Annotated in this window: 22 protein-coding genes and 1 tRNA gene; 12 read left to right on the forward strand and 11 right to left on the reverse strand. The window is 60.1% G+C overall.

Annotated elements, in window-relative coordinates; genetic code table 11:
• Positions 1-40 precede the first annotated feature (40 nt).
• Both C8265_RS17195 and C8265_RS17200 read right to left on the reverse strand, forming a co-directional pair.
• Complete coding sequence (locus C8265_RS17195) at positions 41-640, reverse strand: enoyl-CoA hydratase/isomerase family protein (RefSeq protein ID WP_108485271.1); 600 nt, start codon at positions 638-640, stop codon at positions 41-43.
• Positions 637-1,389, reverse strand: a complete 753-nt coding sequence (locus tag C8265_RS17200) for an SDR family oxidoreductase (RefSeq protein ID WP_108485272.1) — start codon at positions 1,387-1,389, stop codon at positions 637-639. Before C8265_RS17200 ends, C8265_RS17195 begins: the two co-directional genes overlap by 4 nt.
• 160 nt (positions 1,390-1,549) lie before the next feature.
• Between C8265_RS17200 and C8265_RS17205 the strand changes: the two genes are divergently transcribed.
• The 5 genes from C8265_RS17205 to lpxK all read left to right on the forward strand — a co-directional run bounded on the left by C8265_RS17205 (position 1,550) and on the right by lpxK (position 7,642).
• Positions 1,550-3,052 (forward strand): DUF2125 domain-containing protein, encoded by a 1,503-nt coding sequence (locus C8265_RS17205; RefSeq protein ID WP_164512369.1) that lies wholly within the window; start codon positions 1,550-1,552, stop codon positions 3,050-3,052.
• 95 nt (positions 3,053-3,147) lie between these two features.
• Complete coding sequence (locus C8265_RS17210; RefSeq protein WP_108485274.1) at positions 3,148-4,494, forward strand: TldD/PmbA family protein; 1,347 nt, start codon at positions 3,148-3,150, stop codon at positions 4,492-4,494.
• Positions 4,491-5,264, forward strand: a complete 774-nt coding sequence (locus C8265_RS17215) for a 3'(2'),5'-bisphosphate nucleotidase CysQ (protein WP_108485275.1) — start codon at positions 4,491-4,493, stop codon at positions 5,262-5,264. The genes C8265_RS17210 and C8265_RS17215 overlap by 4 nt, the downstream gene beginning before the upstream one ends.
• A 144-nt stretch (positions 5,265-5,408) precedes the next feature.
• On the forward strand, positions 5,409-6,662 hold the full coding sequence (locus C8265_RS17220) for a 3-deoxy-D-manno-octulosonic acid transferase (protein ID WP_108485276.1): 1,254 nt from the start codon (positions 5,409-5,411) through the stop codon (positions 6,660-6,662).
• A complete protein-coding gene (gene lpxK, locus C8265_RS17225) occupies positions 6,662-7,642 on the forward strand; it encodes a tetraacyldisaccharide 4'-kinase (protein ID WP_108485277.1) in 981 nt (326 codons plus the stop codon). The genes C8265_RS17220 and lpxK overlap by 1 nt, the downstream gene beginning before the upstream one ends.
• Here lpxK and C8265_RS17230 read toward each other — a convergent pair.
• Positions 7,639-9,624 (reverse strand): lytic transglycosylase domain-containing protein, encoded by a 1,986-nt coding sequence (locus C8265_RS17230; protein ID WP_108485278.1) that lies wholly within the window; start codon positions 9,622-9,624, stop codon positions 7,639-7,641. The genes lpxK and C8265_RS17230 overlap by 4 nt on opposite strands.
• A 124-nt stretch (positions 9,625-9,748) precedes the next feature.
• On the opposite strand from C8265_RS17230, the gene dapA reads away from it, so the two are divergent.
• Positions 9,749-10,624, forward strand: a complete 876-nt coding sequence (gene dapA, locus C8265_RS17235; RefSeq protein ID WP_108485279.1) for a 4-hydroxy-tetrahydrodipicolinate synthase — start codon at positions 9,749-9,751, stop codon at positions 10,622-10,624.
• Positions 10,625-10,697: 73 nt separating this feature from the next.
• On the opposite strand, the gene C8265_RS17240 is transcribed toward dapA, so the two are convergent.
• The 7 genes from C8265_RS17240 to C8265_RS17270 form a co-directional block, all read right to left on the reverse strand.
• On the reverse strand, positions 10,698-11,618 hold the full coding sequence (locus tag C8265_RS17240; protein ID WP_108485280.1) for a DMT family transporter: 921 nt from the start codon (positions 11,616-11,618) through the stop codon (positions 10,698-10,700).
• Positions 11,619-11,714: 96 nt separating this feature from the next.
• Entirely contained in the window at positions 11,715-12,746 is a 1,032-nt protein-coding gene (locus tag C8265_RS17245; protein ID WP_126623191.1) for an App1 family protein, read from the reverse strand.
• A complete protein-coding gene (queG, locus tag C8265_RS17250) occupies positions 12,736-13,743 on the reverse strand; it encodes a tRNA epoxyqueuosine(34) reductase QueG (protein WP_108485292.1) in 1,008 nt (335 codons plus the stop codon). Before queG ends, C8265_RS17245 begins: the two co-directional genes overlap by 11 nt.
• 105 nt (positions 13,744-13,848) lie before the next feature.
• Positions 13,849-14,514 carry an FtsZ-binding protein FzlA gene (gene fzlA, locus C8265_RS17255; RefSeq protein ID WP_108485282.1) on the reverse strand — a complete coding sequence of 222 codons (666 nt, stop codon included), beginning with the start codon at positions 14,512-14,514 and terminating at the stop codon, positions 13,849-13,851.
• Positions 14,515-14,689: 175 nt separating this feature from the next.
• Complete coding sequence (mtgA, locus tag C8265_RS17260; protein WP_240611125.1) at positions 14,690-15,415, reverse strand: monofunctional biosynthetic peptidoglycan transglycosylase; 726 nt, start codon at positions 15,413-15,415, stop codon at positions 14,690-14,692.
• 125 nt (positions 15,416-15,540) lie between these two features.
• Positions 15,541-20,073 (reverse strand): glutamate synthase large subunit, encoded by a 4,533-nt coding sequence (gltB, locus tag C8265_RS17265; protein WP_108485284.1) that lies wholly within the window; start codon positions 20,071-20,073, stop codon positions 15,541-15,543.
• A gap of 73 nt (positions 20,074-20,146) precedes the next feature.
• A complete protein-coding gene (locus C8265_RS17270) occupies positions 20,147-21,580 on the reverse strand; it encodes an NAD(P)-dependent oxidoreductase (RefSeq protein ID WP_108485285.1) in 1,434 nt (477 codons plus the stop codon).
• Between the two features lie 216 nt (positions 21,581-21,796).
• On the opposite strand from C8265_RS17270, the gene C8265_RS17275 reads away from it, so the two are divergent.
• On the forward strand, positions 21,797-22,600 hold the full coding sequence (locus C8265_RS17275; RefSeq protein ID WP_108485286.1) for an undecaprenyl-diphosphate phosphatase: 804 nt from the start codon (positions 21,797-21,799) through the stop codon (positions 22,598-22,600).
• Here the strand turns inward: C8265_RS17275 and C8265_RS17280 are convergent.
• Positions 22,597-23,580 carry a complex I NDUFA9 subunit family protein gene (locus C8265_RS17280; RefSeq protein WP_108485293.1) on the reverse strand — a complete coding sequence of 328 codons (984 nt, stop codon included), beginning with the start codon at positions 23,578-23,580 and terminating at the stop codon, positions 22,597-22,599. The genes C8265_RS17275 and C8265_RS17280 overlap by 4 nt on opposite strands.
• Before the next feature lie 185 nt (positions 23,581-23,765).
• On the opposite strand from C8265_RS17280, the gene C8265_RS17285 reads away from it, so the two are divergent.
• The 5 genes from C8265_RS17285 to C8265_RS17300 all read left to right on the forward strand — a co-directional run bounded on the left by C8265_RS17285 (position 23,766) and on the right by C8265_RS17300 (position 25,856).
• Positions 23,766-23,851: transfer RNA gene (locus tag C8265_RS17285), tRNA-Leu, on the forward strand.
• 175 nt (positions 23,852-24,026) lie between these two features.
• Complete coding sequence (locus C8265_RS19565) at positions 24,027-24,185, forward strand: hypothetical protein (RefSeq protein ID WP_164512370.1); 159 nt, start codon at positions 24,027-24,029, stop codon at positions 24,183-24,185.
• A 203-nt stretch (positions 24,186-24,388) separates the two neighbouring features.
• Positions 24,389-24,766 carry an ABC-three component system protein gene (locus C8265_RS17290; RefSeq protein WP_126623192.1) on the forward strand — a complete coding sequence of 126 codons (378 nt, stop codon included), beginning with the start codon at positions 24,389-24,391 and terminating at the stop codon, positions 24,764-24,766.
• Complete coding sequence (locus C8265_RS17295; RefSeq protein ID WP_108485288.1) at positions 24,763-25,272, forward strand: ABC-three component system middle component 5; 510 nt, start codon at positions 24,763-24,765, stop codon at positions 25,270-25,272. Before C8265_RS17290 ends, C8265_RS17295 begins: the two co-directional genes overlap by 4 nt.
• Entirely contained in the window at positions 25,269-25,856 is a 588-nt protein-coding gene (locus C8265_RS17300) for an ATP-binding protein (protein ID WP_108485289.1), read from the forward strand. The genes C8265_RS17295 and C8265_RS17300 overlap by 4 nt, the downstream gene beginning before the upstream one ends.
• The last annotated feature ends 39 nt before the right edge of the window (positions 25,857-25,895 follow it).

Raw genomic sequence — 25,895 nt, forward strand, 5'->3', positions numbered from 1 at the left:
CCCGCCGGAGGCATCCTGCCCCAACAGCGCGCGACACCCGTCAAATCATCTGCTTGATAGCGGCCACATGCGCCCGATCCGCCAACAAAACATCGCCCGCCAACCTGTGGGCGGCACCAATGACATCGTCGTCCAGCGCATCAACCAACCCGAACTGCAGCGCCTGAGCCGCGTCCAACCTGGCCCCGCCCATCAGCACCATCTTGGCCCGCGCCGGACCGATCAGCGCGGTCAGGCGGCCCGGATCAGACGGCTGAGGCAAAAACCCCAGCTTCATCACCGGATAGAAAAATTTTGCCCCCGGCACCGCCACGCGGATATCACAGGCTAAAGCCATGCCAAACGCGCCTCCCGCCAGTGATCCGTTCAGCGCACAGATCGAAAGCCCGTCAAACCGCGCAATCGCGCCGGAAAGGGTTTCCCACAGTTCCGATGTCGCCAGCCCGGCGCGCACCGCGTCCAGATCGGCGCCGGCGCTGAACACCCGGCCCGCCCCGGTCAGGATCAAAACCTTGGCATCGCCCAACCGTTCAACATGGTCCACCAGATCGGCCAACATGTCGGGCGTCACGGCGTTTGCCTTGTCGGGGCGATTCAAAGTCAGGGTGACAACGGCACCATCCCGGGCGCACAGGATCACGTAATCAACCCCACCTTGCGGCGAATACCCTCATCGCGCAGCGAAATCTCATCGCCCAGATATTCATCGGCTTCGGGGCCGCACATCCACAGCAAACAGCGGGCGGGCCATTCGGGGGGGATATGCACTGACCAATCCAGTTGGCTGACCGGGTTCACGCCACTATCCTTGATTTCGCGCTGCATCTGGGTGGCCACGGTGCCGGGCGACAGGCCAATCGCGCGAATGCCGTCGGCGCGGTTTTCGCCATCAATGCACCGGGTCAGCATCGCCACACCGGCCTTTGATGCGTTATAGGCCGACCAGCCTTCGGTAGGTTTGTGTGCCGCCCCCGATGAAATGGTCAGGATGCTGCCGCCCCCCGCCGCCGCCATCACCGGAACCGCCGCGCGCATTCCGTAAAACACGCCTTTGAGATTGATATCGATGGCTTTGGCCCATTGCTCGGGGTCTGCACTGGCCAGATGCGAAATCGGGTCGATCACGCCGGCATTATTGATCAACACATCCAACCCGCCAAACCGGTCGACACAGGCCGAAACCGCGCCCGACATTTCGCCCCACGACGACACATCGCAAGGCAGCGCCACCGCCCGGTCGCCAATTTCCGTGGCCAGTTCCGCCAGCGAATCGCCGCTGCGCGCCAGCAAAGCCACATTCGCCCCCGCCGCCGCAAAGACGCGCGCGGCCTCGGCGCCGATGCCACGACTTGCGCCGGTGATCAGAACGGTTTTGCCTGTCATATCCACTTGGTTGTCCCCTTTTCAGTGTCCGTATCATCCTAACCCGGTGCGGCCGGCTTGCCAAACGACACTTGGCAACGCCTTGCCATATCAGGGCTTCCGCCCTTGACGCCACGGTGACGGCGGCACACTCTGATATCAAACCTGTCTTGGAAAGTACTATATGATGATCCGTTTTGCCCCCGCTTACACCGCATCTGCCTTGGCGCTTACGCTTGCCAGCCCCGCCGCCGCCGATCTGACCGCGCAACAGGTGTGGGACAGTTGGAAAAACCTCGGCGCGAATATGGGGCAATCCATCACCGTGGGCACCGAAACCATGACCAATGGCATCTTGTCCCTGAACGATGTGGCCATTGCGATGGATGTGCCCGATGGTCAGTTTACCAGCACCCTGTCCAATATCACCTTGGCACCGCAGGATGGCACGGTGCTGATCACCATGTCGCCGCAATATGACATGCGCGTAAAGCTTGACCCGGAAGACGATGAAGCGGTGGATATGACCCTGCAACTGGTCACGCCGGGCCTGCAGACCACCGCATCGGGCAGTCTTGAGAATATCAGATATGATTTCACCGCGCCCGAGATTGCCATGTCGATTGTTGAAATGATGGTTGATGGCAAACCTGTCGATATGGATCTCGATGTCGCGGTGAACGGTCTGGCGGGCCATTATCTGATCGACAGCAGCGAAGGGTTCGGTTTTGAAAGTGTGGTGGATATCGCCACGCTGATTGTCGATATGGAAGGGCGCGATCTTGAAACGCCCGGTTCCGGTGTTTCGCTGAAGGCCGCGTATCAGGATATTCGCGCCGAAAACAGCGGCCAGGGCGCGGGGCTGAGCAATATGGCCGATCCCGCCGCCCTGTTTGCACCCGACACCGTATTGGAAAGTGGTTACACCCATAACGGCGGAAGCTTCACCCTGGATGTAAGCGACCCCGAGGAAGGGAGTTTCACCTTTGCCTCCACCACTGCTGCGGGCAGTCTGGATGCCGTTATCGTGGATGGCACGATGATGTATGCCGGGGAATCCCAATCCCTGGATCTGACAGTATCGGGCGCGGCAATTCCGTTTCCCGAACTCAGCGCCACACTGGATGAGTTCGGCTTTGCACTGGAAATGCCCGTCGTGAAAACCGACGCGCCGGCCGATTTCGGCCTCACCCTGATCCTCGACGGGCTGAGTGTCAGCGATGTATTGTGGAGCATGATTGACCCGTCCGGCGCCTTGCCGCGCGACCCGGCCACGCTGTTGGTTGATCTGGGTGGACAGGCGACAATGCTGGTTGATCCGACCGACCCTGCCGCGCTTGATACGGATGCCGCGCCCGGCGAATTGCACGCGCTGAAACTTGATGCGCTGCGGTTGTCGATTGCCGGGGCCGAACTGACTGGCGAGGGTGGCTTTACCTTTGACAACTCTGATCTGGTCACGTTCGATGGCTTTCCCGCGCCGGATGGCGAAATCAATCTGAAACTGGTTGGTGGCAACACCCTGTTGGATAAACTGGTGCAAATGGGCCTGCTGCCCCAGGATCAGGCGATGGGCGCGCGAATGATGATGGGTCTGTTTGCCGTGCCATCGGGCGATGATACGCTGACCTCGAAAATTCAGGTCACGCCGGATGGGGCAATTTCGGCAAACGGTCAGCGTTTGCAGTAAACGGCATGGGGGTGGCACGCTTTCCTGGGCTTGCCACCCTTGCATGCCCCTCTTTGGCGAACTAGGTCAGATCAGACCGCGCCAAAGGAATTCCCATGTCTGATCGCCTTGAAAAACTCACCGATGCCCTGCTGACTGCCGCCCGCAAAGCCGGGGCCGACAGCGCCGATGCCATGGCGGTGGATGGCACATCCGTTTCCATCGACGTGCGCGCCGGGGCGTTGGAACATGCCGAACGTTCGGAAGGCATTGATATCGGGTTGCGGGTGATGATTGGCCAACGTCAGGCCTGTGTATCGGCCAGCGATATCAACCCCGATACAATCACCCAGATGGCCCAGCGCGCCGTGGCCATGGCCCACGAGGCCCCGGTTGACCCCACCATCGGGTTGGCCGACCCCGAACAATTCGCCCGCGATTGGGATATCGCAGCACTTGAACTGGCCGATCCCGCCGATGAACCCGCCCCCGCCCTGTTAGAGGACGCCGCGCGCCGCGCCGAGGCGGCCGCGCTGGCCGTTGATGGTGTGGCACAGGTGCAATCGGCCAGTGCGGGATATGGCCGGCGCGCCATTCATCTGGCCACATCAAACGGGTTTTCCGGCGGCTATGCCCGCACCGACAACGCGGTGTCCTGTGTGGCGATTACCGGCACCGGCGCGGGGATGGAGCGGGATTATTACGGCGATTACCGCATTTTCCGCGCCGATATGGACAGCCCCGAAACCATCGGCCAACTGGCCGGGGAACGCACCGTCGCCCGGGCCAATCCGCGCCAACCCAAAACCGGCGCCTATCCGGTTTTGTTTGATGAACGGGTCGCCAGTTCGCTGATCGGGCATCTGGTGGCTGCGATCAACGGCACCGCGATTGCGCGGGGTGCGTCGTGGTTGCGCGATGCGATGGGGGCACAGGTGTTGCCCGCGGGCATGTCGCTGATTGAAAACCCGTTGCGCCCGCGCACGCCCGGATCGCGCCCGTTCGACGCCGAAGGTCTGCCCACCCAAAAGCGCGCCATCATCCGCGCCGGAGAGCTGACCGGCTGGACGCTTGATCTGGCCACGGCGCGCAAGCTGGGTCTGGCCAGCACCGCCAATGCCCAGCGTGGCCCATCGGCCCCGCCATCGCCGGGCGTCAGCAACCTGACCCTGACCCAAGGCAGCAAATCGCCCGCCGATCTGATGGCAGAAATGGGCACGGGCCTGTGGGTGACATCAATGATCGGCAGCACGATCAACCCCACCACGGGCGATTATTCGCGCGGCGCCAGCGGCATGTGGATCGAAAACGGTGTGCCGGCCTATCCGGTGAACGAATGCACCATCGCGGGCAATCTGCGCGATATGCTGCGCACCCTGACTGCCGCCAATGATGCCCGCGCCCATCTGTCACGCCAGGTGCCATCGCTGCGGGTTGAGGGGCTGACCCTCGCCGGGTCATGACCCCGGTGCAAAGCGATCTGGCGTTACTGACCGATGCCGCCCAAAGTGCCGGTGCCATCGCCCTGAAGTATTGGAAGGGCGATCCGAAAACCTGGTCGAAAGGGGCGGCAGGGCCAGTGACCGAGGCGGATCTGGCGTCAAATGACCATCTGCATGACATTTTGCGCACGGCGCGCCCCGACTATGGATGGCTGTCCGAAGAATCCGATCACGACCCGGCCCGCCTGACATCGGATCACTGTTTCATCATCGATCCGATTGATGGCACCCGCGCCTTTATTTCGGGCCAATCTGCATGGGCGATTTCAATCGCGGTGGCGCACCACGGAAAAATCACTGCCGGTGCGGTGTTCTTGCCCGCCCAGAGAAAACTGTTTGCCGCCGCATTGGGCCAGGGGGCGACGTTGAACGATACGCCGATCCACGCGTCAATCGCCGCCAACCCGGACACAGCCACGATCCTGGCGGCAAAACCCGTGATGCACCAAACCAACTGGGCCGCGACACCCCCGAGCGACCGGCATTATCGCCCCTCGCTGGCCTATCGTGCCTGCCTTGTGGCCCAGGGCCGGTTTGACGCCATGATCACCCTGCACCCCACATGGGAATGGGACATCGCCGCCGCCACCCTGATCGTGACCGAGGCGGGCGGATGCACGACAACCCGCACCGGCATGCCTTTGTTGTTCAACACCGCAACGGCACAGACCGATGGATGCCTGGCCACGGCGCCGGCGCTTCACACCCCCCTGCTGTCGCGATTGGCCTGAGCCGGGCCGCGATGCTGGGGTGTTGTGGCCACCCAACACCAACGCTAGGTTGCGTGCATGAGGAATCTTCAGATGGCCCAGCGTTTACAGCCCGTTTTTGATGGCGAATGCAGGACAGGCATCGCGACAAGGGGACGGGGCTAAATGTTTTCCCTCTGGCACCATCGGTTCAAGACCCGCGGCGATGCGGCAACCCTGTTGCGCCAGATGGGAAAATCCGAAGACCCGGCCGAACGTGAACGCCTGCAACAGCGCCTTGGCCGCCCCACTCACATCCGCCCCAAGGGGGATTTGGCATGGGTCCACATTGGCGGCATCTGCACCATGGCGGCGGTTGCCCTGTTGGTTGCCCGGCTGCGCGACGATCATGGCCCGCTTGCGATCTTGCTGACCTCGGAACAGCCCGTCGCACCCGGTGCAATCCCCGGTGCAATCGTGCAATTGCCGCCAATCGATTCCGACGATACCGCGCGCGGCTTTCTTGACCACTGGCACCCTGATATCTGCCTGTGGATCGGGGCGCATTGGGCCCCGGTTTTATTGGCTGAAACGGCGCGGCGGTCGATCCCGGCCCTGTGCGTTGACATGCAGTTGGAACCGACCAAACAACGAATGACGCCAAAGGCACTGGCGCATGGCCCGTTTGCCGCCTTTGCGCATATCCTGACCGGATCCGCGCGCGATGCGCAACGCCTGATTACCGCGGGGGCCGCCCCCGGTCAGGTGGAAACCTGCGGCTGGTTAGAGGCGTCATCCGGCGCGCTGCCGGCCAATGATGCCGAATGGGGCGATATGCGCCAGGCATTCGATGCGCGCCCGATCTGGTTGGCCGCCGATATTCCCCAGGAAGAATGCGCCGCCGTAATCGAAGCGCACCGATTGGCCAGCCGCCTGTCACATCGTTTGATCCTGATCCTTGCGCCCCATGATCCCGCACTGGGGCCGGTGTGGCGTGACAAGCTAGAATCCGACGGCTGGCAAACCGCCCTGCGCTCGGCCGAGGAAACGCCGGTGGAAAACACACAGATATATCTGGCCGATACCCATGGTGAACTGGGCCTTTGGTATCGCCTCGCCCCGGTGACGTATATGGGGCAAACCCTGTCGGGTACCGGGCCCGGGCGTTCACCGATGGAGCCGACCGCGCTGGGTTCGGTGGTGGTGCATGGGCCCCATACCCATGGTCACGACGATGCCTATTCCCGCCTGCGCCGCGCCGGTGCGCTAAGCTCTGTTGACTCGGGCGCCACCCTGGGGCGGATGATCGAACACCTGCAGGCCGCCGACAAAGCCGCCGCTTTGGCCAATGCCGGATGGGAGGTGATGACCACCGGAGCCGAAGCCACCGACAGGGCGCTGTCGCTGCTGCATGATTTGCTCAATCAGGGGCACGCCTGATGCGCCCCCCGGCATTCTGGCACCAACCGCCGGGATGGCAGGCGGCGGTTCTCGCTCCGCTTGCCGCGCTGTATGCGGCCGGCACCGCCCGGCGGGTGGCGAAAGGCCCGGGGTTCAAGGCCGATGGACCGGTGATCTGCATCGGCAACCTGAATGCCGGCGGTGTGGGTAAGACCCCCACAGTGATTGCCCTGCTGCAACACCTGCGCCTGCGCGCCCATGTTGTGTCCCGCGGATATGGCGGAACATTGACCGGCCCGGTGCAGGTGCAAGACCGCGTGCACACCGCCGATCAGGTCGGGGATGAGCCGCTTTTGCTGTCGGCCTTTGCACCCACCTGGGTTGCAAAAGATCGCGCCCAGGGCGTGCGCGCGGCACAGGGCGCGGGGGCCGAATTGATTCTGCTGGACGACGGGTTTCAAAACCCCGGCGTGGCCAAGGATCTGTCGATTGTCGTGGTCGATGCCGCCGTCGGGTTTGGCAACGGGCGCGTGATACCGGCGGGGCCGCTACGCGAACCGGTCGCCGTGGGGCTGGCGCGGGCTGATATGGTGCTGAGCATTGGCGATGACACCGCACAGGCCCGCTTTGACCAGGACTGGGGCGCGGCGATCCGGGTGCCGCATCTGCGCGGGCATCTGGCACCGCTACAAATGGGGATGGATTGGGCCGGGCTGCGCGCCTTTGCCTTTGCCGGGATCGGGCGGCCTGAAAAGTTCTTCCAGACGCTGGCCCAACAGGGGGCCGATGTGGTGGGCCAACAGGCGTTGGACGATCACCAAACGCTCACGACCGCACTTCTGACCCGGCTGGAGCGCGACGCCAAGGCGCTGAATGCGCAACTTGTCACCACCGAAAAAGACGCCGCGCGCCTGCCTGCTGCGTTTCGCCCCAAGGTGTTGACCCTGCCGGTGCGGTTGCAGTTGGGCGATACGGCAGCGTTGGACGCGGCCCTGGCCCGCCTCACGGATGGAAATTAACGCGCCTGCAGCTCTTTCAACAATTCGATCGGCGCGGTTTTGCCGGTGATCCGCGCCCGGTACACCGGCAGGGATTCAGCCACGCGCATCACATAGTTGCGGGTTTCATCAAACGGAATCATTTCGATCCAGTCAATCACGTCAACGGACGGATCGCGCGGATCGCCGCGCTCGCGCATCCACCGGTTCGGGCGGCCCGGCCCGGCGTTATACCCCGCCGATACCAACACCACATTGGCGCCATATCGCCCGATCAATTCCGCCAGATAGGCGGTGCCAAGGCGGGCGTTATAGGTCGGGTCGGTAAACAGGCGGCTGCGCGAATATTCGATGCCCAGCTTGCGCGCCATATCGCTGGCGGTGCCCGGCATCAGCTGCATCAGGCCGCGCGCGCCCACACCACTGGCCACGCCGGGGTTGAATTCACTTTCGCGCCGCGCAATGGTCAGGGCCAGTTCCAGCGGCACAGGCATATCGGGCAGGCCCAGATCAACCACCGGATAATAGGCCCGCGGCAGGGTAATGCCCTGTGTCGCCGCCTCTTTTGCGATCATCAGCGCCATATGCGGCTCTCCCAGAGCCAGGGCCAGATCGGCCAATGTGCCCAACTCCGGCTCGGTCAGGGTTTCGGCCAGATGCACCAGAAACCGTTCAGACAAATCGCGCGCGCCCGCCGCCTGTAACAATAGCGCCGCCTCCAACACCGACGAACGGGCAAAGGGCGCGGTTGCCAGATCGGGATAGATCTGCGTGCCGGTCAATTCCGGCTGCATCGCGATATTGCCCTGTTCGGCGGCCAGCAGGCCATAAAAACTGGTCTGGTATTCCGCCCCAAAGGCATAGGCATTCTGTGCCGCTTCGCCATCGCCAAGCGCGGCATGGGCGCGCCCCTCCCAGTATCCGGCGCGGCCCAGACTGATCGGGCTGGCCACCGATTGGCGGAACTTCTGAAAATGGGTCAGGGCGCGGGCCGGATCCTCAAGAAAACGCAATGATATATACCCTGACAACCATTCCAGATCGGAATAGTCGTAATCATCCCCGGCCTCCAACCGGTGGGATGAGGCAACGGCATAGGCGTCTTCGAAGTCGCCCGCCCGCATCAGGGTGCGGGTTAACGCGCGACGGCGCCGCGACCAAACTTCGGGGCGGCCCAATTTCGCCAGATCGACACTGTGGCGGGTGATGATGTCGGTCGCCTCGGCGTCACGATCATCAATCTGGGCGGCGCGAAACCGTTCAAATGCCAGACCGGGATCGTCCTGCAACGCCTCTGGCACCGCTTTCACCAACGCCGCCGCCCCGGGCCGCCCGTTGCGCAGGGCCAAGCGCGCATTCGCCAGCGCCGTCTGGCCCGGATCATCCAACAGTTCGACCATCCGTTCCGCGGCGGATTCGGCATCATCCCACAACATCTTGTCGAGCCGCGCCAAATGCAGGGGCGCCAGCAATGTGGGATAATACCAAAGCAGCGTCGCCTCGGCCTCGGCGGTCATCGACAGATCCAACCAGGCCATCGCCGCTTGGGCCTGGGCATCGCCATCGGCCCCAATGGCGCGAAACGCATTGACCAGGGCAACCACACCGCGCCCCGTTACCGGATGTGTATCGGCAAAAAACGCAATTACATCGGGCGCACGGGCATCCAACGGCAGATTTTCTTCTTGTTTGCGTTTGAGATATGCCAGACCGGGCCAATCGCCGTTGCGGTTGAGAAACGCCAGTGCCTCGTCAAACGTGCCCTGCCCGGCGCGCAGACGGTGCCATTCGACAATGTCACGCGCCACAGGTCCGGCGCGGTCAGCGGCGGCAAAGGCATCAGTGTAACTGCCCACGGCGATGGCGGCCAATGCCTGGGCCATGCCATGGCTGACCGGCGACACAAAAGGGCGCTGGGGTGGGGGCGATGTGGCCTGGGCCAGGGCCGCGCCCCCCAGACAAACCAGCAGGATGAAAAAAAGAAATCGTTGAACTGAAAACATGCGGTGAACCCTAGTCTTTCGCGCGATTACATCAATACACAAACTTGGCAATCCCGCGAACTGCCGCTAGGGTCTGCCGCGCAATCAACCGGGGAACGCACCCCAAACACAAAGGAAGCGTGTCATGTTCAAGGGATCATTTGTTGCCCTGGTCACGCCGTTCAAGGACGGCGCACTGGATCTGGACACGCTGAAAAAACTTGTCGATTGGCATATCGAACAGGGCACCCATGGGTTGGTTCCTGTCGGTACAACAGGCGAAAGCCCGACGTTAAGCCATGCAGAACACGAACAGGTGATTGAGGTCGTCGTGGCCCATGCAGCAGGCCGCGTGCCGGTGATTGCCGGTGCCGGATCAAACAACACCAACGAAGGCATGCGCCTGATCCGTCATGCCGCATCGGTCAAGGCAGATGCCGCGCTGGTCGTGACACCCTATTATAACAAGCCGACACAGGCGGGGCTGATCGCGCATTTCACCGCGCTGCACGAAGCGGCGGATATTCCGATCATCATCTATAACATTCCCGGCCGTTCGGTGGTGGATATGTCACCGGCCACCATGGGCGAACTGGCCAAACTGCCGCGCATTATCGGGGTAAAGGATGCCACCGGCGATATCACCCGCGTATCGGATCAGCGAATCACCTGCGGCACCGATTTCATCCAATTGTCGGGCGAAGATGCCAGCGCGCTGGGGTATAATGCCCATGGCGGCCACGGTGCGATTTCTGTCACCGCGAATGTTGCGCCCAAACTTTGCGCCCAATTCCAAGAGGCCACTTTGGCAGGCGATTATGCCAAGGCGTTGGAGTATCAGGATCGCCTGATGCCACTGCACCGGGCATTGTTTATCGAACCGGGATTGGTCAGCGCGAAATACGCCATGTCGCTGTTGGGTCTGTGTTCGGACGAGGTGCGCCTGCCATTGGTCGGGCTGACCAGTGGCGCACAGGCGGTGATCCGCGATGCCATGGATCATGCGGGTTTGAGGGGCTGAACCCAAAAGCCCGGGGTGAAGCATGCAAAAGCGCGGCTGATGCGGCGCTTTTTCGATCTGCGCGCCAATTATCCTATTGCGGCGGAACGGCCTTGCGGCCCTGACGCCGCTCAAGCCCCAGCGCGCGTTCGCGCCAGATAATCAACACACCCGCAGCAATCACCAACGCCACACCAAACAGCATCGTCAGCGTCGGCACATCGTCAAACACCCAATATCCGATCGCCACAGTCAACAGCATCGAAGAATATTCAAACGGTGCCACCACCGACACATCGGCCAGCCGGTATGACGTGGTCAGCAAGATTTGCGCCAATCCCCCCACAAGGCCAGCCGACACCAGCATCACCAGGACCGGCACACCGGGCATGACCCAGCCAAACGGAATGGTCGTCAACGCCAATACCGATGCCGTGACCGAAAACCAGAACACGATCGCGCTGGTTTGCTCCGTACGCACCAGTTTGCGCACGAACACCTGTGCGAGGGCGGCAAAAACCGCGGCCATCAGCACCAACAACGCGCCCAGCGCATCTGTATCGGCCACGCCTCCGGTGCTAAGCGTGGTCAGACGGGGCGACAGTACGATCAAAACGCCGGTCATGCCCAGCGCGACAGCGGTCAGGCGAAAGGCGCGCACCTCTTCGCCCAGAAACATCGCGGCGAAAATCACCACCAACAACGGCGCAGTGTATTGAATCGCCTGCGCCTCGGCCAACGGCAGATAGGCCAGACCGGCAAACCCCAACCCCATCGATGTGGTGCCCACCAGCCCGCGCCAGACATGGCCCAGCGGCACAACCGTGCGCAAACCGGTGCGCAATTCATGCCGCCACAACAGCCAGGTCAAAATCACCGGGATCGCAAAGAACGACCGGAAAAACACCGCCTGCCCCGCCGGGACATCTTCGCTGGCCAGTTTGATCAGGGCCGACATCAGAACAAACAGAACGACAGACCCGACCTTGAACAAAATGGCGCGTAACGGAGACATGGAAACCTCGGGCAAAGACCCTACCAGCCCTAGACAGGCGCGCGCCCTGCGGCAAGGCACAGCATGCCGGTGTCGATTATTTTTAGCGAAATGCCCCTAAGGCTCAATCCCGCCTTTCGAAAGCGTATTGGCCGCGCCCGAAAAATCCACGCCGGTATGCACAACCACCCCCATGGTGCGCATCGCCGCAATCTGGCGGCGCTGTTCGTCATTGGCCCCCCGCCCCGGTTCACGCAAAACCACGGCGGCAATCTGCCCGCCGGCACGTTCGCACACGGCGTGATACACCTCGGCGTCATGTTGGCCGGTGTCCCCCATCAGAACAAACGGCAATCTGGGGTTGGCGGCCAATATCCGGTCAATGGCCCCGCCTTTATGGTCGCCATGGGTGCCGGTCAGAAAATGGGTTTCACCCACCCCGAAATCACGCAAAAACATCGGACCCGGCACCAGCCCGGCCCGATCAAACACCTTGTTCAGAAAATAATGCAGGTTCCAGGGCGACGAACTGACGTAAAACACCGGATTACGCCCATGGGCATGCAGATGATCCATCAGCACCACCGCATCGGGAAACACCTTTCGGGTGCGCGCGCTGCCGGTGAATGTGGTCCATAAATTGCGCCCAAGGGAATAGGCGCCGGTTTGCATCATCGTATCATCAATGTCGGAGATCACCCCCAAATGCGCATCGCGCGCCGGCACCATCACCGGAAACATCACCGTCGATTCGGGGTCGCCGTCGATCATCACCTCGACCTCATGCCAACCCGGGCCATGCCCTTCGCGCGGGATTTCCAACCAGATATATCCCTCGCCATCGCTGACCGCGGTGGTCTGGCCACTGCGCACGGTAACGCCCGCAACCTCATCGGTCATGAACAGCGATACCATCTGTTTGAAATTCGCCCACTTGCCCTGATCGGGCAATGGCGCACCCCGGCGCAGCGCGCTTAACACCCGGCCACGCAGGATCAGACGGTCAGGCGTGGCAAACCCGTGATAGCCATCCAACAACGGGCGCGCGCCTTCACGGCGCATGGCGCGGTCAACCAACCGCTCAAATCCCACCGCCGTTTTATGAAGAATACTGCGCCCCAGCACCAATTGCCGCCTTTTATAACCCACTCAATCGCATCTTAGCCCACTGTGCCGCATCGGCAACGGTCGGATCACTGTCCTGGGTCAATCCGTCCAAGACCTGTGCCAATTTAACATACCCTGAATTTCCAATGGCATAGCAGACGTTGCGCACAAACCGGTTGCGGCCAATGCGTTTGACCGGACTGCCGGAAAACCGCGCCCGAAAGGTGGCATCGTCCAATACGGCCAGTTCCGCCAACACCGGCGCCACCAGATCGCCCGTGCCATGATACCGTAAATCCGATGCCGCGACGGCAAATTTGTTCCACGGACATATGGCCAGACAATCATCACAGCCATAAATCCGGTTGCCCAACAACGGGCGCAATTCCGGATCAATCGGCCCGGCATGCTCAATCGTTAGATAGGAAATGCACCGCCGCGCATCCAATTGAAAAGGCGCCGGAAAAGCCGAAGTGGGACAGATATCCAGACAGGCGGTGCAACTGCCGCAATGCTCTTGTTCTGCCGGATCAACGGGCAAATCAAGCGTGGTGAAAATCGCACCCAGAAACACCCAATTGCCGAAATCCCGGCTAAGCACATTGGTATGCTTGCCTTGCCAGCCCAGCCCCGCCGCCTGGGCCAACGGCTTTTCCATCACTGGCGCGGTATCCACAAACACCTTGATCTCGGCATTCGGCGCCTGATCGATCAACCACCGCCCCACCCGTTTCAGGCGCTTTTTCACCACATCGTGGTAATCGCGCCCTTGTGCATAGGCCGATATCGCGCCCCGGTCACGCAAATCCAAAACATCCAACGGGTTATAGGTGGGCGCATAGCTTTCGGCCAACATCACCACTGACCGCGCTTGCGGCCACAACGCCGCCGGATCGCCGCGCCACTCCATGCGCTGCGCCATCCATTCCATCTGCCCGTGCCGCCCCAGATCGACATATTCCGCCAACCGCCCCGCCGCATGGGGCACCGCGCCCGGCCGACATATCCCGACCGAAACAAACCCCTCTGCCAAAGCCATATCGACAAGCGCAGTCTTCAAATCTGCTGACACACCGCCCCCATTTTCGTTTTTACAAATATCCTGGGGGGTGTAGGGGGTGAACCCCCCCCCCGACACCAGCGATCAAAAATCCAGATCGGCGTAATGGGGCGGCGGCATGAACCCCGAAATCTGGTCCGCCAGAATAGAACGGAACGCCGGACGCGATTTTATCTTGGCATACCAGTCTTTTACCGTTTCACTTCGATTCCAGTCCACGTCGGAAATGTAATCCAGACAGGACAAATGCGCCGCTGCCGCGAAATCTGCCAAGGTCATCGCATCGCCCGCCAACCAGCGGCGCTGCTCCAACAACCAGGCCATGTAATCAAGGTGGTATTTCACCGCCTTTGCGCCGGCTTTGATATTGGTGCTGTCGGGGTATCCTAGGCCCATGACCTTTTTATTGACCCGTTCGTATAACAGCTTTGATGTCACCTCGTGCTGAAACTTGTCATCGAACCAGGCGACCAGACGGCGCACCTCGTAACGGCCCAAGGCATCGGTGGGCATCAGAGGCGGGGTCGGGTGCACCTCTTCGATGTATTCGCAAATCGCCATCGAATCGCTGAGCGTATGCGATCCGTATTTCAGAACCGGCACTTTGCCGGCCGGGTTGCGGCGCAGGAAATCGGGATCCTGCTCCCAATACCGCTCTTCGACCAGCTCGACTTCGATTTTCTTTTCGGCCAACACCAAACGCACCTTGCGGGAATAGGGCGACAAAGGAACATGGAACAAGCGATTCATCGGGCACTACCGTACTGTCAGGGTTACCCCCTCAATGGCGCGAACGCCGGGTCTTTTCAACCGTTCATCGGGGGCCGGGCCTGATCCGGCACAGACGCGCGCTCAGCGCCGCGTTATCCTGTGTTCGGCACGGGTTTCGGGCAAGCCGCGCAAGACACCGGCCCCTACACAGGTTTCACTGTTGAAAACACGCCGCGCGCCCATCGCGGTCGATGGTTGCGGCACCGTCCCGGATGCTGTTTGAACGTGTGCGCACAAAATTGCTGGGCTTGCTGGCAGACCGCTCTTTCGGGTTGGGCAGGATCGCGGCCAGACGTGCCGCCTGGGTTGCCGATAATTTGGCCGGGGTCACGCCGAAATAATGGTGCGCTGCGGCATCGACGCCAAACACCCCTTGGTCAAATTCGGCGATGTTCAGGTATACCTCAAGAATGCGCCGTTTGCTCCACAGGGTTTCAACGATAGGGGTGATTCCAGCCTCAAGCGCCTTGCGCGTCCAACTGCGACCCTGCCAAAGAAACAGGTTTTTCACAACCTGTTGCGAGATGGTCGAAGCGCCCCGCGCGCCGCCGTTTTCCAACGCGAGGCGGATCGCGGCCATGTCAAACCCCCAATGGGCGCAGAAATTCGCATCTTCTGCCGCCACGGCCGAACGGGCCATCACCGGCGCGATATCGGCCATCGACACCCATTGATAATCAACCGCCCCCAGGCGTTTTCTTTCGTCGCGCATATAAGGGGTGGAACCGGGGTTGAACACCGCAAACCACGAAATCCAGATCAGCCCCAGAGACAGCGCCACAACGCCAATCCGAAACGCCCAGCGCAACAGCCACCGCACAGGGCGGAATTGGCGCGGGGCTTTGGCCTGCGCTTTTTTTGAGGGTTTAGAACGTGCCACAGCGCACCATAGACCAAGGCCGCCCGCCCCGGTCAAGGTGGCGCATCGGCGAAACATTCCAGTGTTTGTAATTGAAAAAGCCCCGCCCGCAAAGGCAGGGCTTTTTCAATTGCGGCGCACCCGCTTTATTCAGCGGGCATCGCCCGGTTTTCAACAGTCAGCGGCGCGGGCAGGTGTGCCAGCATTTCGGTTGAGCAGACTTGCACGAAATGGTGCCGCTCTTCTTCCCAATGTTGCAGGATCGCCGCGCCTTTGCGGCTGCCTGTTTCGGCAACGTGCCGTTCAATCAGGCCTTTCAACTGATCATGCCAGTGATCGACACTCACAGAACAGGTGACCAGTGTTTCCATGTTGATCAACGCCGCCGACACTCCATCGGGGTCATACAGATACGCCATGCCACCGGTCATGCCCGCGCCGAAATTCGCGCCGATTGATCCCAAAATCACCGCCACACCGCCGGTCATATATTCACAACCGTTGCTGCCGCAGCCCTCGATCACCACTTTCGCGCCCGAATTGCGCACAGCAAACCGTTCGCCCGCGCGCCCGGCGGCAAACAGATAGCCGTCTGTCGCACCGTACAGCACCGTGTTGCCGACAATCGTATTGTCCGACGCGACAAGGGGCGACGCCATGGGCGGGCGCACCACGATAGTGCCGCCCGACAGGCCCTTGCCGACGTAATCATTGGCATCGCCCGACACTTCCAATTTCAATCCCGGCGCGGCAAACGCCCCCAGGGATTGACCGGCCGAGCCTGCCAGTTTCACCGTCAGATGATCGGGCTGCAGACTGTTGCGCATTCCGAACCGGCGCACGATATGGGACGATGTGCGCGTCCCCACAGTGCGGTCGGTGTTCTGAATCGCATAGGAAAGCTGCATCTTTTCACCGTCTTCCAGGAACCGCGCCGCATCTTTGACGATTTCGGCATCCAGCGTATCGGGCACGGCGTTGCGGTCTTTGTTGCGATTGTAAACGATGGTTTTGGCATCGTCGACCGTCACCAACAGCGGGTTGAGATCCAGATCATCCAGATGCGCCGATCCGCGCGATACCTGGCTTAACAAATCCGCCCGCCCGATCACATCATCCAGCGATCGCGCGCCGATGCTGGCCAGAATCTCGCGCACCTCTTGGGCGTAAAATGTGATCAGGTTCACCACCTTATCGGCAGTGCCGGTGAATTTTTCGCGCAGCGCGTCATCCTGGGTGCACACGCCCACCGGGCAGGTGTTGGATTGACACTGGCGCACCATGATACAGCCCATGGCAATCAGGGCGGCGGTGCCGATGCCGTATTCTTCGGCCCCCATCATCGCCGCCATGACAATATCGCGCCCGGTGCGCAAACCGCCATCGGTGCGCAATGTCACCCGGTCGCGCAGGTTGTTCATCGCCAACACCTGATGCGCCTCGGTCAGGCCCATTTCCCAAGGCAGGCCGGCATATTTGATGCTGGTCGCGGGCGAGGCCCCGGTGCCGCCGTTATGGCCAGAGATCAGGATGATATCCGCCTTGGCCTTGGCCACCCCGGCGGCAATCGTGCCAACGCCGGAACTGGCCACCAATTTCACCGTCACCTTGCAGCGCGGATTGATCTGTTTGAGATCGTAAATCAGCTGTGCCAGATCCTCGATAGAATAAATATCGTGGTGGGGGGGCGGTGAAATCAGGGTCACGCCCTTGGTTGAATGGCGCAAACGCGCGATCAGATCGGTCACCTTCATGCCAGGCAATTGGCCACCCTCGCCGGGTTTGGCGCCTTGGGCGACCTTGATTTCCAACTCTTCGCATTGGTTCAGGTATTCGGCAGTAACGCCAAACCGCCCCGAGGCCACCTGTTTGATCTTGGCCGAAGGATTATCGCCATTGGATTCGGGCACGAAATGCGCCGGGTCTTCGCCGCCTTCGCCGCTGTCCGATTTCGCGCCAATCCGGTTCATCGCCACGTTCAGTGTTTTATGCGCCTCGGGCGACAGCGCGCCCAGCGACATGCCCGGCGTGACAAACCGTTTGCGGATCGCGGTGATGCTTTCCACCTCTTCCAACGGCACCGGTTTGCCCAAGGGTTTGATATCAAGCAGATCGCGCAGATGAATCGGGGGGTTGCTGCGCATCTTGGCGCTGTATTGTTTCCACATCTGGAAATTGGCGGTGTTACAGGCGGTTTGCAGCATGTGCATGCTGGTCGCGCCCCAGGCATGGGTTTCGCCACTGCGCCGGGCTTTGTAAAATCCGCCGATGGGCAAAATATCACTGCCGCCGTGCCACCCTTGGGCGTGAACCTGTTCAACCTTCAACTGAATCCCCGACACGCCGATGCCGGAAATCCGGCTGTGCATGCCGGGAAAATATTCGGCACACATGGCGCGGCTTAATCCCACCGCTTCGAAATTCAGCCCGCCGCGATAAGAGGACACAACCGAAATGCCCATTTTCGCCATGATTTTCAGCAGGCCCTGATCAATCGCTTTGCGATAGCGCGCCGCCGCCTCGGCCAAAGTGCCGCCCAACAGGCCGCGTTCGATCCGGTCGGAAATGGAATCCTGTGCCAGATACGGGTTGACCGTGGTCGCCCCACAACCGATCAACACCGCAAAATAATGCGGGTCGATACATTCGCCACTGCGCACGTTCAGCGAACAAAAGGTGCGCAAACCCTGGCGCGTCAACCAGGAATGCACCGCACTGGTGGCCAGGATCATCGGCATCGCCACCCGGTCGGGGCCCGCCCCCCGATCGCTGAGCACCAGATGGCCGGACCCTGATCGCACGGCGTCTTCCGCCTCGGCGCGGATGCGGGCCAATCCTTGGGATAAGGCACCGGTGCCGGGGGAGAATGTGCAATCGATCACGGAGACCGTGCTGTCGAAATGACGAATCAGCTCGTCAAATTCGGCATTGGCCACAAATGGGCTTTCCAAAACGATGATTTCGGTCTGGCTGCTGTCTTCGTCCAACACGTTTTTCAGGTTTCCGAACCGTGTTTTCAGGCTCATCACCCGGTGTTCACGCAGCGAATCGATGGGCGGGTTTGTGACCTGGCTGAAATTCTGGCGAAAGAAATGGCTGAGTGGCCGGTATTTCTGCGACAAGACCGCGCTTGGCGTGTCATCGCCCATGGAGGCGATGGCCTCTTTACCATCCTCGGCCATGGGGGCCAGGATTTGTTCCAATTCCTCAATGGTATAGCCCGCCGCAGATTGGCGTTGGCGCAATTCTGCGCCGGTATATCCCGGCACTTCGGGAAGGGCGGTCAGGGTTGTGTCCAACTCTTTGATCTTGCCCACCCATTCTTCGAACGGCAGGGCGGCGGCCAGTTTATTTTTGATCGCCGTGTCGTGAAACATCAGCCCCTTTTGCATGTCCACCGCCAACATTTGGCCCGGACCCAGCGCGCCCTTTTCCACCACGCCGGTCTCATCCACCGGCACCATCCCGGCCTCGGACCCGGCAATCACCAAACCATCGCCGGTCACGACATAGCGCATGGGGCGCAACCCGTTGCGATCAAGCCCGGCGCACACCCAGCGCCCATCGGTCATCGCCAGCGCGGCGGGGCCATCCCAGGGTTCCATAACCGAGTTGCAGTACGAATACATGTCGCGCCAAGCCTTTGGCAGCTCCTCGGCCTGCTTGCTCCAGGATTCTGGCACCATCATGGTTTTGGCCATCGGGGCCGACCGCCCGGCGCGCACCAATACCTCAAACACTGCGTCCAAGGCGGCGCTGTCGGATGATCCGTGGGCGACAATCGGTTTGATATCTTCGGCCATGTCTCCAAAGGTGCCGGATGCCATGCGGATTTCATGGGATTTCATCCAGTTCAGATTACCTTTGAGCGTGTTGATCTCGCCGTTATGGGCCAACATCCGAAACGGTTGCGCCAACCACCATTGCGGGAATGTGTTGGTTGAATAGCGTTGATGATAAATCGCAAAGGCGGATTCGAACCGCTCATCCTGAAGATCGGGGTAAAATTCGGCCACATCCTGGGCCAACATCATCCCCTTATAAATGATCGACCGGCACGACAGCGATGCCAGATACAACTGCCCCACGCCTTGGGTGGCGGCGGCCTTTTCGATCCGGCGGCGGATTACATAAAGCTCGCGCTCAAAGGTTTCTTCATCCACGCCCTTGGAGTTTGAAATCAGGATCTGTTCGATTTCGGGGCGTGTGGCATTGGCCTTTTCGCCCAAAACCGAAACATCCACCGGCACATGCCGCCAGCCATAGATGTAATAGCCCATGCTCAACACTTCGGTTTCGACAATCGTGCGACAGGTTTCTTGCGCGCCAAAATCGGTGCGCGGCAAAAACACCTGGCCCACGGCCATCATCTGATCTTCGCGCGGGATATGGCCGGTGCGCTTGATCTGATCGTGGAAAAACGCCACCGGAATCTGCACATGGATGCCCGCGCCATCACCGGTGCGCCCATCGGCATCAACTGCGCCGCGATGCCAGATCGCCTTGAGCGCGGAAATCCCGTTTTCCACCACCTGACGTGACGGTTTGCCATCAATCGCCACCACCAACCCGACGCCGCAGGACGCATGTTCATCATCGGCCTTGTACAGCCCGTTTTCGGCCATCCAGGCGCGCTTGGCTTCTTGTGCGGCGACCCATTCTGCATCGTATTTTGTCATCGGATTTACCTTGCGTTAATGGAGTGGGTCAGCATACGCGCCCTAAATTTTAAAATGGTTAGTTTATGCGGCTTCATTCGGCGGCAATGGTGTCGGCAGCGGCGATATATTCCAACATCGCCTCGGCCGCCTCGCGCCCATCGCGGATTGCCCACACCACAAGCGACGCGCCGCGTTGGATGTCGCCGCAGGCATAGACGCCTTCCAAACTGGTTTCATGGGTCGTAAAATTGGCAATCACCGTGCCCCAACGCGACACTTCCAATCCCTCAACGCCCCATAATTTCGGCAGATCTTCGGGTTCGAACCCCAAGGCTTTGATCACCAGATCGGCCTGTTCGATATAATCTGATCCGTCGATCAGTTCGGGCATCTGGCGGCCCGTGGCATCGGGGTTGCCCAGGCGCATCTTTTGCACCATCACCCCATCCACCGTATCGCCGGTGAACCCTTTGGGCGCGCTTAACCAGACAAATTCAACGCCTTCTTCTTCGGCATTGGCCACCTCGCGCTGGGATCCGGGCATGTTGACTTTATCACGCCGGTACAGACATTTGACCGATTCAGCACCTTGGCGAATTGCGGTGCGCACGCAATCCATCGCCGTATCACCACCGCCGATCACAACCACTTTTTTGCCTTTGGCATCCAATCGGCCAGTGTCAAATTCAGCCACATCATCGCCAAAACTCTTGCGATTGGAGGCGGTGAGATAATCAATCGCCCGCTCGATCCCCTGCGCCCCCGCCCCCGGCGCGGCCAGATCGCGGGTTTTGTACACACCCGTGGCAATCAGCACCGCGTCATGTTTGCCGCGAATCGCATCAAACGAAATGTCGACACCCACATCACAGTTCAGCACGAATTGAACGCCGCCCTGTTCCAACTGGGCAACGCGTTTCATCACCACGTCTTTTTCCAGCTTGAACCCCGGAATCCCATAGGTCAGCAAACCACCGGCGCGATCATAACGGTCATAAATCGTCACCTGCACCCCTGCCCGGCGCAACACATCTGCCGCTGCCATACCACCAGGGCCGGCACCGATAATGCCAACAGATTCAGACCGCTCACCGCCATTGACGATAGGTTTTACCCAGCCGTTTTCCCACGCCAGATCGGTGAGGTATTTCTCGACCGATCCGATGGTCACGGTGCCATGACCCGATTGTTCGATCACACAATTGCCTTCGCACAACCGATCCTGCGGGCAGATCCGGCCACAAATTTCGGGAAAGGTGTTGGTGGCTTGGCTTAACTCATAAGCCTCTTGCAAACGCCCCTCGGCAGTCAGGCGCAGCCAGTCGGGAATGTTATTGTGCAACGGGCAATGGGTTTGGCAATAGGGCACGCCGCATTGCGAACACCGCCCGGCCTGCTCTGCTGCCTTTTCACGGGCATATTCGCCATAAATTTCGCCAAAATCCTGACGCCGCAAATCAGGGGGCCGTTTATCGGGCATATCCCGGGCCACATCCACGAATTTCAGCATCACGTTCTTAGCCATAAAAAACCGCCCCTAAATCTTCAGAGGGCCCTTTTACCACCTGCGCCAGAAAATAAAAGGCACCTTCGCTGACCTATTTATCTTTTTTTTTGCATCGGCGAGACTGAAAGTGGCCGCCCCAAGTAATTATATGTCAGCACTCCTGCCCTTTAATAGATTTTACAATTTTATTTCAATATCTTATAGTATCGAAAATTCCCCCACAGGCGTGCCATCATGACTTTGTTTCACCTCCTACTTGTTGCTGTCATTCAAGGTGTTACCGAATTTTTGCCTGTTTCCTCGTCGGGGCATTTGATTCTTTTGCCCAACCTCACCGGTATGGATGATCAGGGACAAACCATTGATGTCGCGGTTCACGTGGGAACTTTGGGCGCCGTCATCCTGTATTTTTGGTCCGATGTGCGCATGGCTTTGCTGGGTATTCCCGACCTGTTGCGCGGTCGCATCAACAGTCAGGGTGCCTGGCTGGCATTTTGTCTGGCAATCGCCACGGTGCCTGTCGTTATTATCGGCCTGATCATGAAATTGACCGGGTTAGATGCGCTGCTGCGCTCGACCGCCGTGATCGGCTGGACGATGCTGATATTTGGCGTGGTGCTGTATTGGGCCGATCAAAAAGGCGAAACCGTGAAAACCGCCGACAGTTGGAGCCTGCGAGACGCCATCACGATGGGGCTATGGCAGGCGGTGGCGCTGATTCCCGGCACATCCCGGTCGGGCATCACCATATCCGCGGCGCGCACACTGGGCTATCGCCGCGAAGACGCCGCGCGTCTGGCCATGCTGATGTCAATCCCCACGATCCTGGCCTCTGGTGTCTTGCTGGGCGCCGAGGTGATCAGCGATGCCAATTTTGCAATCCTGAAAGACGCGGCAATCGCGGCCATCTTTGCATTCGTATCGGCCCTGCTGGCCCTGGCCATCATGATGCGCCTGCTGAAATCGGTCAGCTTCACGCCATATGTGATTTATCGTGTGATACTGGGCCTGATCCTGCTGTGGATTTCCTACGCCTAGCGCGCCCTCAGGTGTTTGGCAGAATTCTTGATCGCCGCGTACTGGCCTGAGGGGCGGAACCGCCACAGGTATTCGGCCAAAACCGCCTCGGTCGCCGTGGGCTGAATACCCAGGTCGGCGAACCCTTTCGCGCCTTTGGACACCACGTTATCGCGCCGCAGATTGCGCACCTGATCGCCCGTCACCGGACCAGAAATCAATCCGCCAGACACCTTGCCCAACAGATCAAACACGCCGCCCATGATTCGCGCCGCGAAAAACGGCACGTTGACGATCAGACGACGCCGCTGAATCGCGCGCAACATCTCGGCCATCAACGCGCGGAACGTGGCCACATCCGGCCCACCCAATTCGTAGATACCGCCCGGCGCATCGCCAGTGGCGCCCATAACGGCGGCCTTGGCCACATCGCCCACATATACGGGCTGAAATTTGGTATCGGCACCGATCACCGGCAAAAACGGACCAAACCGCGTCATTGACGCGAATCGGTTGAAAAATTCATCCTCGGGACCAAAAATGATCGAAGGCCGCAGAATCATCGCCCCTGGCATATGGCGCAACACACCGTTCTCGCCCCTGGCTTTGCTGCGGGCATAACCACTGTCGCTGTGTTCATCCGCACCAATGGCCGAAACATGCACCATCCGCGCGACGCCTTGTTCGGCTGCGATCCGCGCGATCCGTTCGGCCCCTTCCGATTGCACGGCGTCAAATCCCTGCTTGCCCGAATCGGCCAGGATGCCAACACAATTGATCACCACCTCGGCCCCATGCATCACCGCGCGCACCGACGCGTCATCGCGAATGTTGCAAAATACCGGTTCCACCTGACCAACCACGCCGTAAGGGCGCACAAACATCGCCAGATTGGGATGACGCACGGCAACCCGCACCCGCCAACCCGCCTTGGCCATCCGCGCGGCAATATACCGCCCGACAAAGCCCGAGCCGCCATAAATCGTGACAAGATTTGACATATCACTGTCCTGCATCGTTTGACTGCCCCCGGTTTACGCATCCGCGCCCCATGGTACAAGGCGCAATCGGGTCGCACGCGCCCCCATGGCCGGCCATCTTCACAAGAATACAACGCATTTGCACCAGAGCGGCGCAAAACCCGTTGACACCCCCGCGCCCCTGCCATACATCGCCACTCAAGGTGGCCCAGGTGGCGGAATGGTAGACGCGCTAGCTTCAGGTGCTAGTACTGGCAACGGTGTGGAGGTTCGAGTCCTCTCCTGGGCACCAATAAATTACCCACAGAATGCCCGCTTATCCATATAAAGAAGGGTTCATGGAAAATTCTGACGAACGCGCGGCCCGTTTTGCTCCATGTTTTGCTCCGCCCTTTGCTCCATCGTGAGGTGCTATAAGGTCGCGGCTCCGCGAGGCCGAGTAAGGCACACTCGATCCACGGTGGCGGATGCCGACCTTTGCTGTCGTCTTCTTGGGAGTCTTTCTTCACAAGCCCTTGGCAGGCACCGGCACGGCGATCGACGTTATCCATTTCACGCTCTTCTATACCCGCAGCATGATTGTTGACGACCCGGTACCCGAAATGCACGCGGCCTTTGACGGGTAACTCGAACTGGACGAGCACGAACTGAACCGGGCCTCGGCCCTGACATGAGAGCCCGCGCGGCGCTCTCCAATCTCACGGGGCGGCGGGGAAAACCGTAGCATTCGCTTGGCTCCAGAGCGTGCATGATGCATTTGACTGCGCAAGTAACGGGTGTTCAGCCAACGATGTCTGTGTCGCCGGGTCCGTGACAGGCCTTCGTATTGATGTTCTTGCGCTCCTCGTCGAACGTCAAAACGTCGATGGCCCGGAGCACTACCAGACGGCTAGGGTTCGATGCCATCGAGGTCTCTCCTTTGTGGCAAAATACCAAGTCAAAGGAGCGGAACAAATCCGCGACAGGTCCAGCCAAGACCCGTCACGATACAATTCTTTCCGCGGTTGAGCAGCGCTTCCTGACCCACGTCTATGGCCCGAAGATTTGTGCTGGTGCAACGGAATCCGAAATCGCGGTCGCCTTGCAAGAACATGTGATCGATCCGCTTTGCGCCTCGTCCGAACACGGCAAGCTCTCGAATAGCACAATCCTTCAAGCGCTCTACTACTTGACCGAGCAATGCCATATCCAGTGGGACAAGCCATGACCGGACGGCTTTGGTATCCGCAGCTCGATGTTTATGATGCCGCGCGCAGGCTCGGCGGCCTTCTCGGCTTGTGGCAGAGCAAAACTCTGCCGTCGCCCGAACGTCTGTTCACCATGGATTTCTTTCTCGCCAATGCGCCACTTCTCCACAAAACGCACATGCCGCAGGAAGTGAGAAAGGCCTTCAGCGAGCTTGGCGTGCCACGCCCCGAGAAATCATTTGTGAGCTACCCGTCTCCGCAAGTCCTTTTCCAGAAAATGGACGAGGTGCAGCACCACGCCTTCCGGACCCTCTCCGGCAAGGGGCTGATCGAGCTTCCGGAGCTTGATAGCGGCAATGTTGCGCCTTCCGAAGAGGGGCGCACACTCTTTCAGGATGCGTTTTTGCCGCTGTTTTCCGATAGCGACCGGCAGCTTGGCGCGTTTCTTGTCGGCCGCTACGCTCCTGAAAGCAGAACGATATCCGATATTCGCCAGAGTATCGGCCTGCGGAGGCTTGTAAGATGAGCTATTCGCAGTTCCACCTCAAGCGCTTACGGATCATGCAACGCGGAGAGCTGGTCTACAACCAGAGCTTCCATACCGGCGTGAACATCATTCGCGGTGAAAACGGTTCAGGCAAGTCGACAATTGTGGACTTCATCTTCTATGTCCTTGGCGGCGAATTCGACAACTGGAAGTCGGTCGCCGCAAATTGTGACGAGGTGCAGGCGGAGATCGGCACGGCGAGCGGTGTCCTCACCGTAAGGCGCTCCATCGGGAAAGCCCAAACACCGGCGATGGTCTTCTTCGGGACTTTTGAGGAAGCAGCGACACAAGGACTGGATGCCTGGCAAAGTTATCCGATCCGGCGAACAGCGGGCGGCAATGAGAGCTTTTCGCAGATCATGTTCAGGGCGTCCGGCATCCCCGAAGCGCAAAGCCAAGGTGCTGCCAATATCACGATGAACCAACTCCTCAGGCTTGTCTATGCAGACCAACGAACACCGGCCTCGTTTCTCTTTGAACCGCCCCGGGTTTACCGGAGAGTAAAACTCTCCAAGGATGAGCCCTATGACACAGAGAAAACCCACCCCGTCCTACACGGCTGAATTTCGCGCACGCGGCGTTCGGCTTTTCAAAGAGAACCG

Source organism: Oceaniglobus ichthyenteri (genome assembly GCF_003057885.1).
Taxonomy (GTDB): domain Bacteria; phylum Pseudomonadota; class Alphaproteobacteria; order Rhodobacterales; family Rhodobacteraceae; genus Oceaniglobus; species Oceaniglobus ichthyenteri.

Excerpts from the sequence above, each read along its gene's own strand:
- C8265_RS17205 (WP_164512369.1), top strand. The coding sequence starts at position 1,550 with ATGATCCGTTTTGCCCCCGCTTACACCGCATCTGCCTTGGCGCTTACG.
- C8265_RS17210 (WP_108485274.1), top strand. The coding sequence starts at position 3,148 with ATGTCTGATCGCCTTGAAAAACTCACCGATGCCCTGCTGACTGCCGCC.
- C8265_RS17215 (WP_108485275.1), top strand. The coding sequence starts at position 4,491 with ATGACCCCGGTGCAAAGCGATCTGGCGTTACTGACCGATGCCGCCCAA.
- C8265_RS17220 (WP_108485276.1), top strand. The coding sequence starts at position 5,409 with ATGTTTTCCCTCTGGCACCATCGGTTCAAGACCCGCGGCGATGCGGCA.
- lpxK (WP_108485277.1), top strand. The coding sequence starts at position 6,662 with ATGCGCCCCCCGGCATTCTGGCACCAACCGCCGGGATGGCAGGCGGCG.
- C8265_RS17230 (WP_108485278.1), bottom strand. The coding sequence starts at position 9,624 with ATGTTTTCAGTTCAACGATTTCTTTTTTTCATCCTGCTGGTTTGTCTG.
- dapA (WP_108485279.1), top strand. The coding sequence starts at position 9,749 with ATGTTCAAGGGATCATTTGTTGCCCTGGTCACGCCGTTCAAGGACGGC.
- C8265_RS17240 (WP_108485280.1), bottom strand. The coding sequence starts at position 11,618 with ATGTCTCCGTTACGCGCCATTTTGTTCAAGGTCGGGTCTGTCGTTCTG.
- queG (WP_108485292.1), bottom strand. The coding sequence starts at position 13,743 with ATGGCTTTGGCAGAGGGGTTTGTTTCGGTCGGGATATGTCGGCCGGGC.
- fzlA (WP_108485282.1), bottom strand. The coding sequence starts at position 14,514 with ATGAATCGCTTGTTCCATGTTCCTTTGTCGCCCTATTCCCGCAAGGTG.
- gltB (WP_108485284.1), bottom strand. The coding sequence starts at position 20,073 with ATGACAAAATACGATGCAGAATGGGTCGCCGCACAAGAAGCCAAGCGC.
- C8265_RS17270 (WP_108485285.1), bottom strand. The coding sequence starts at position 21,580 with ATGGCTAAGAACGTGATGCTGAAATTCGTGGATGTGGCCCGGGATATG.
- C8265_RS17275 (WP_108485286.1), top strand. The coding sequence starts at position 21,797 with ATGACTTTGTTTCACCTCCTACTTGTTGCTGTCATTCAAGGTGTTACC.
- C8265_RS17280 (WP_108485293.1), bottom strand. The coding sequence starts at position 23,580 with ATGTCAAATCTTGTCACGATTTATGGCGGCTCGGGCTTTGTCGGGCGG.
- C8265_RS19565 (WP_164512370.1), top strand. The coding sequence starts at position 24,027 with ATGCCGACCTTTGCTGTCGTCTTCTTGGGAGTCTTTCTTCACAAGCCC.
- C8265_RS17290 (WP_126623192.1), top strand. The coding sequence starts at position 24,389 with ATGTTCTTGCGCTCCTCGTCGAACGTCAAAACGTCGATGGCCCGGAGC.
- C8265_RS17295 (WP_108485288.1), top strand. The coding sequence starts at position 24,763 with ATGACCGGACGGCTTTGGTATCCGCAGCTCGATGTTTATGATGCCGCG.
- C8265_RS17300 (WP_108485289.1), top strand. The coding sequence starts at position 25,269 with ATGAGCTATTCGCAGTTCCACCTCAAGCGCTTACGGATCATGCAACGC.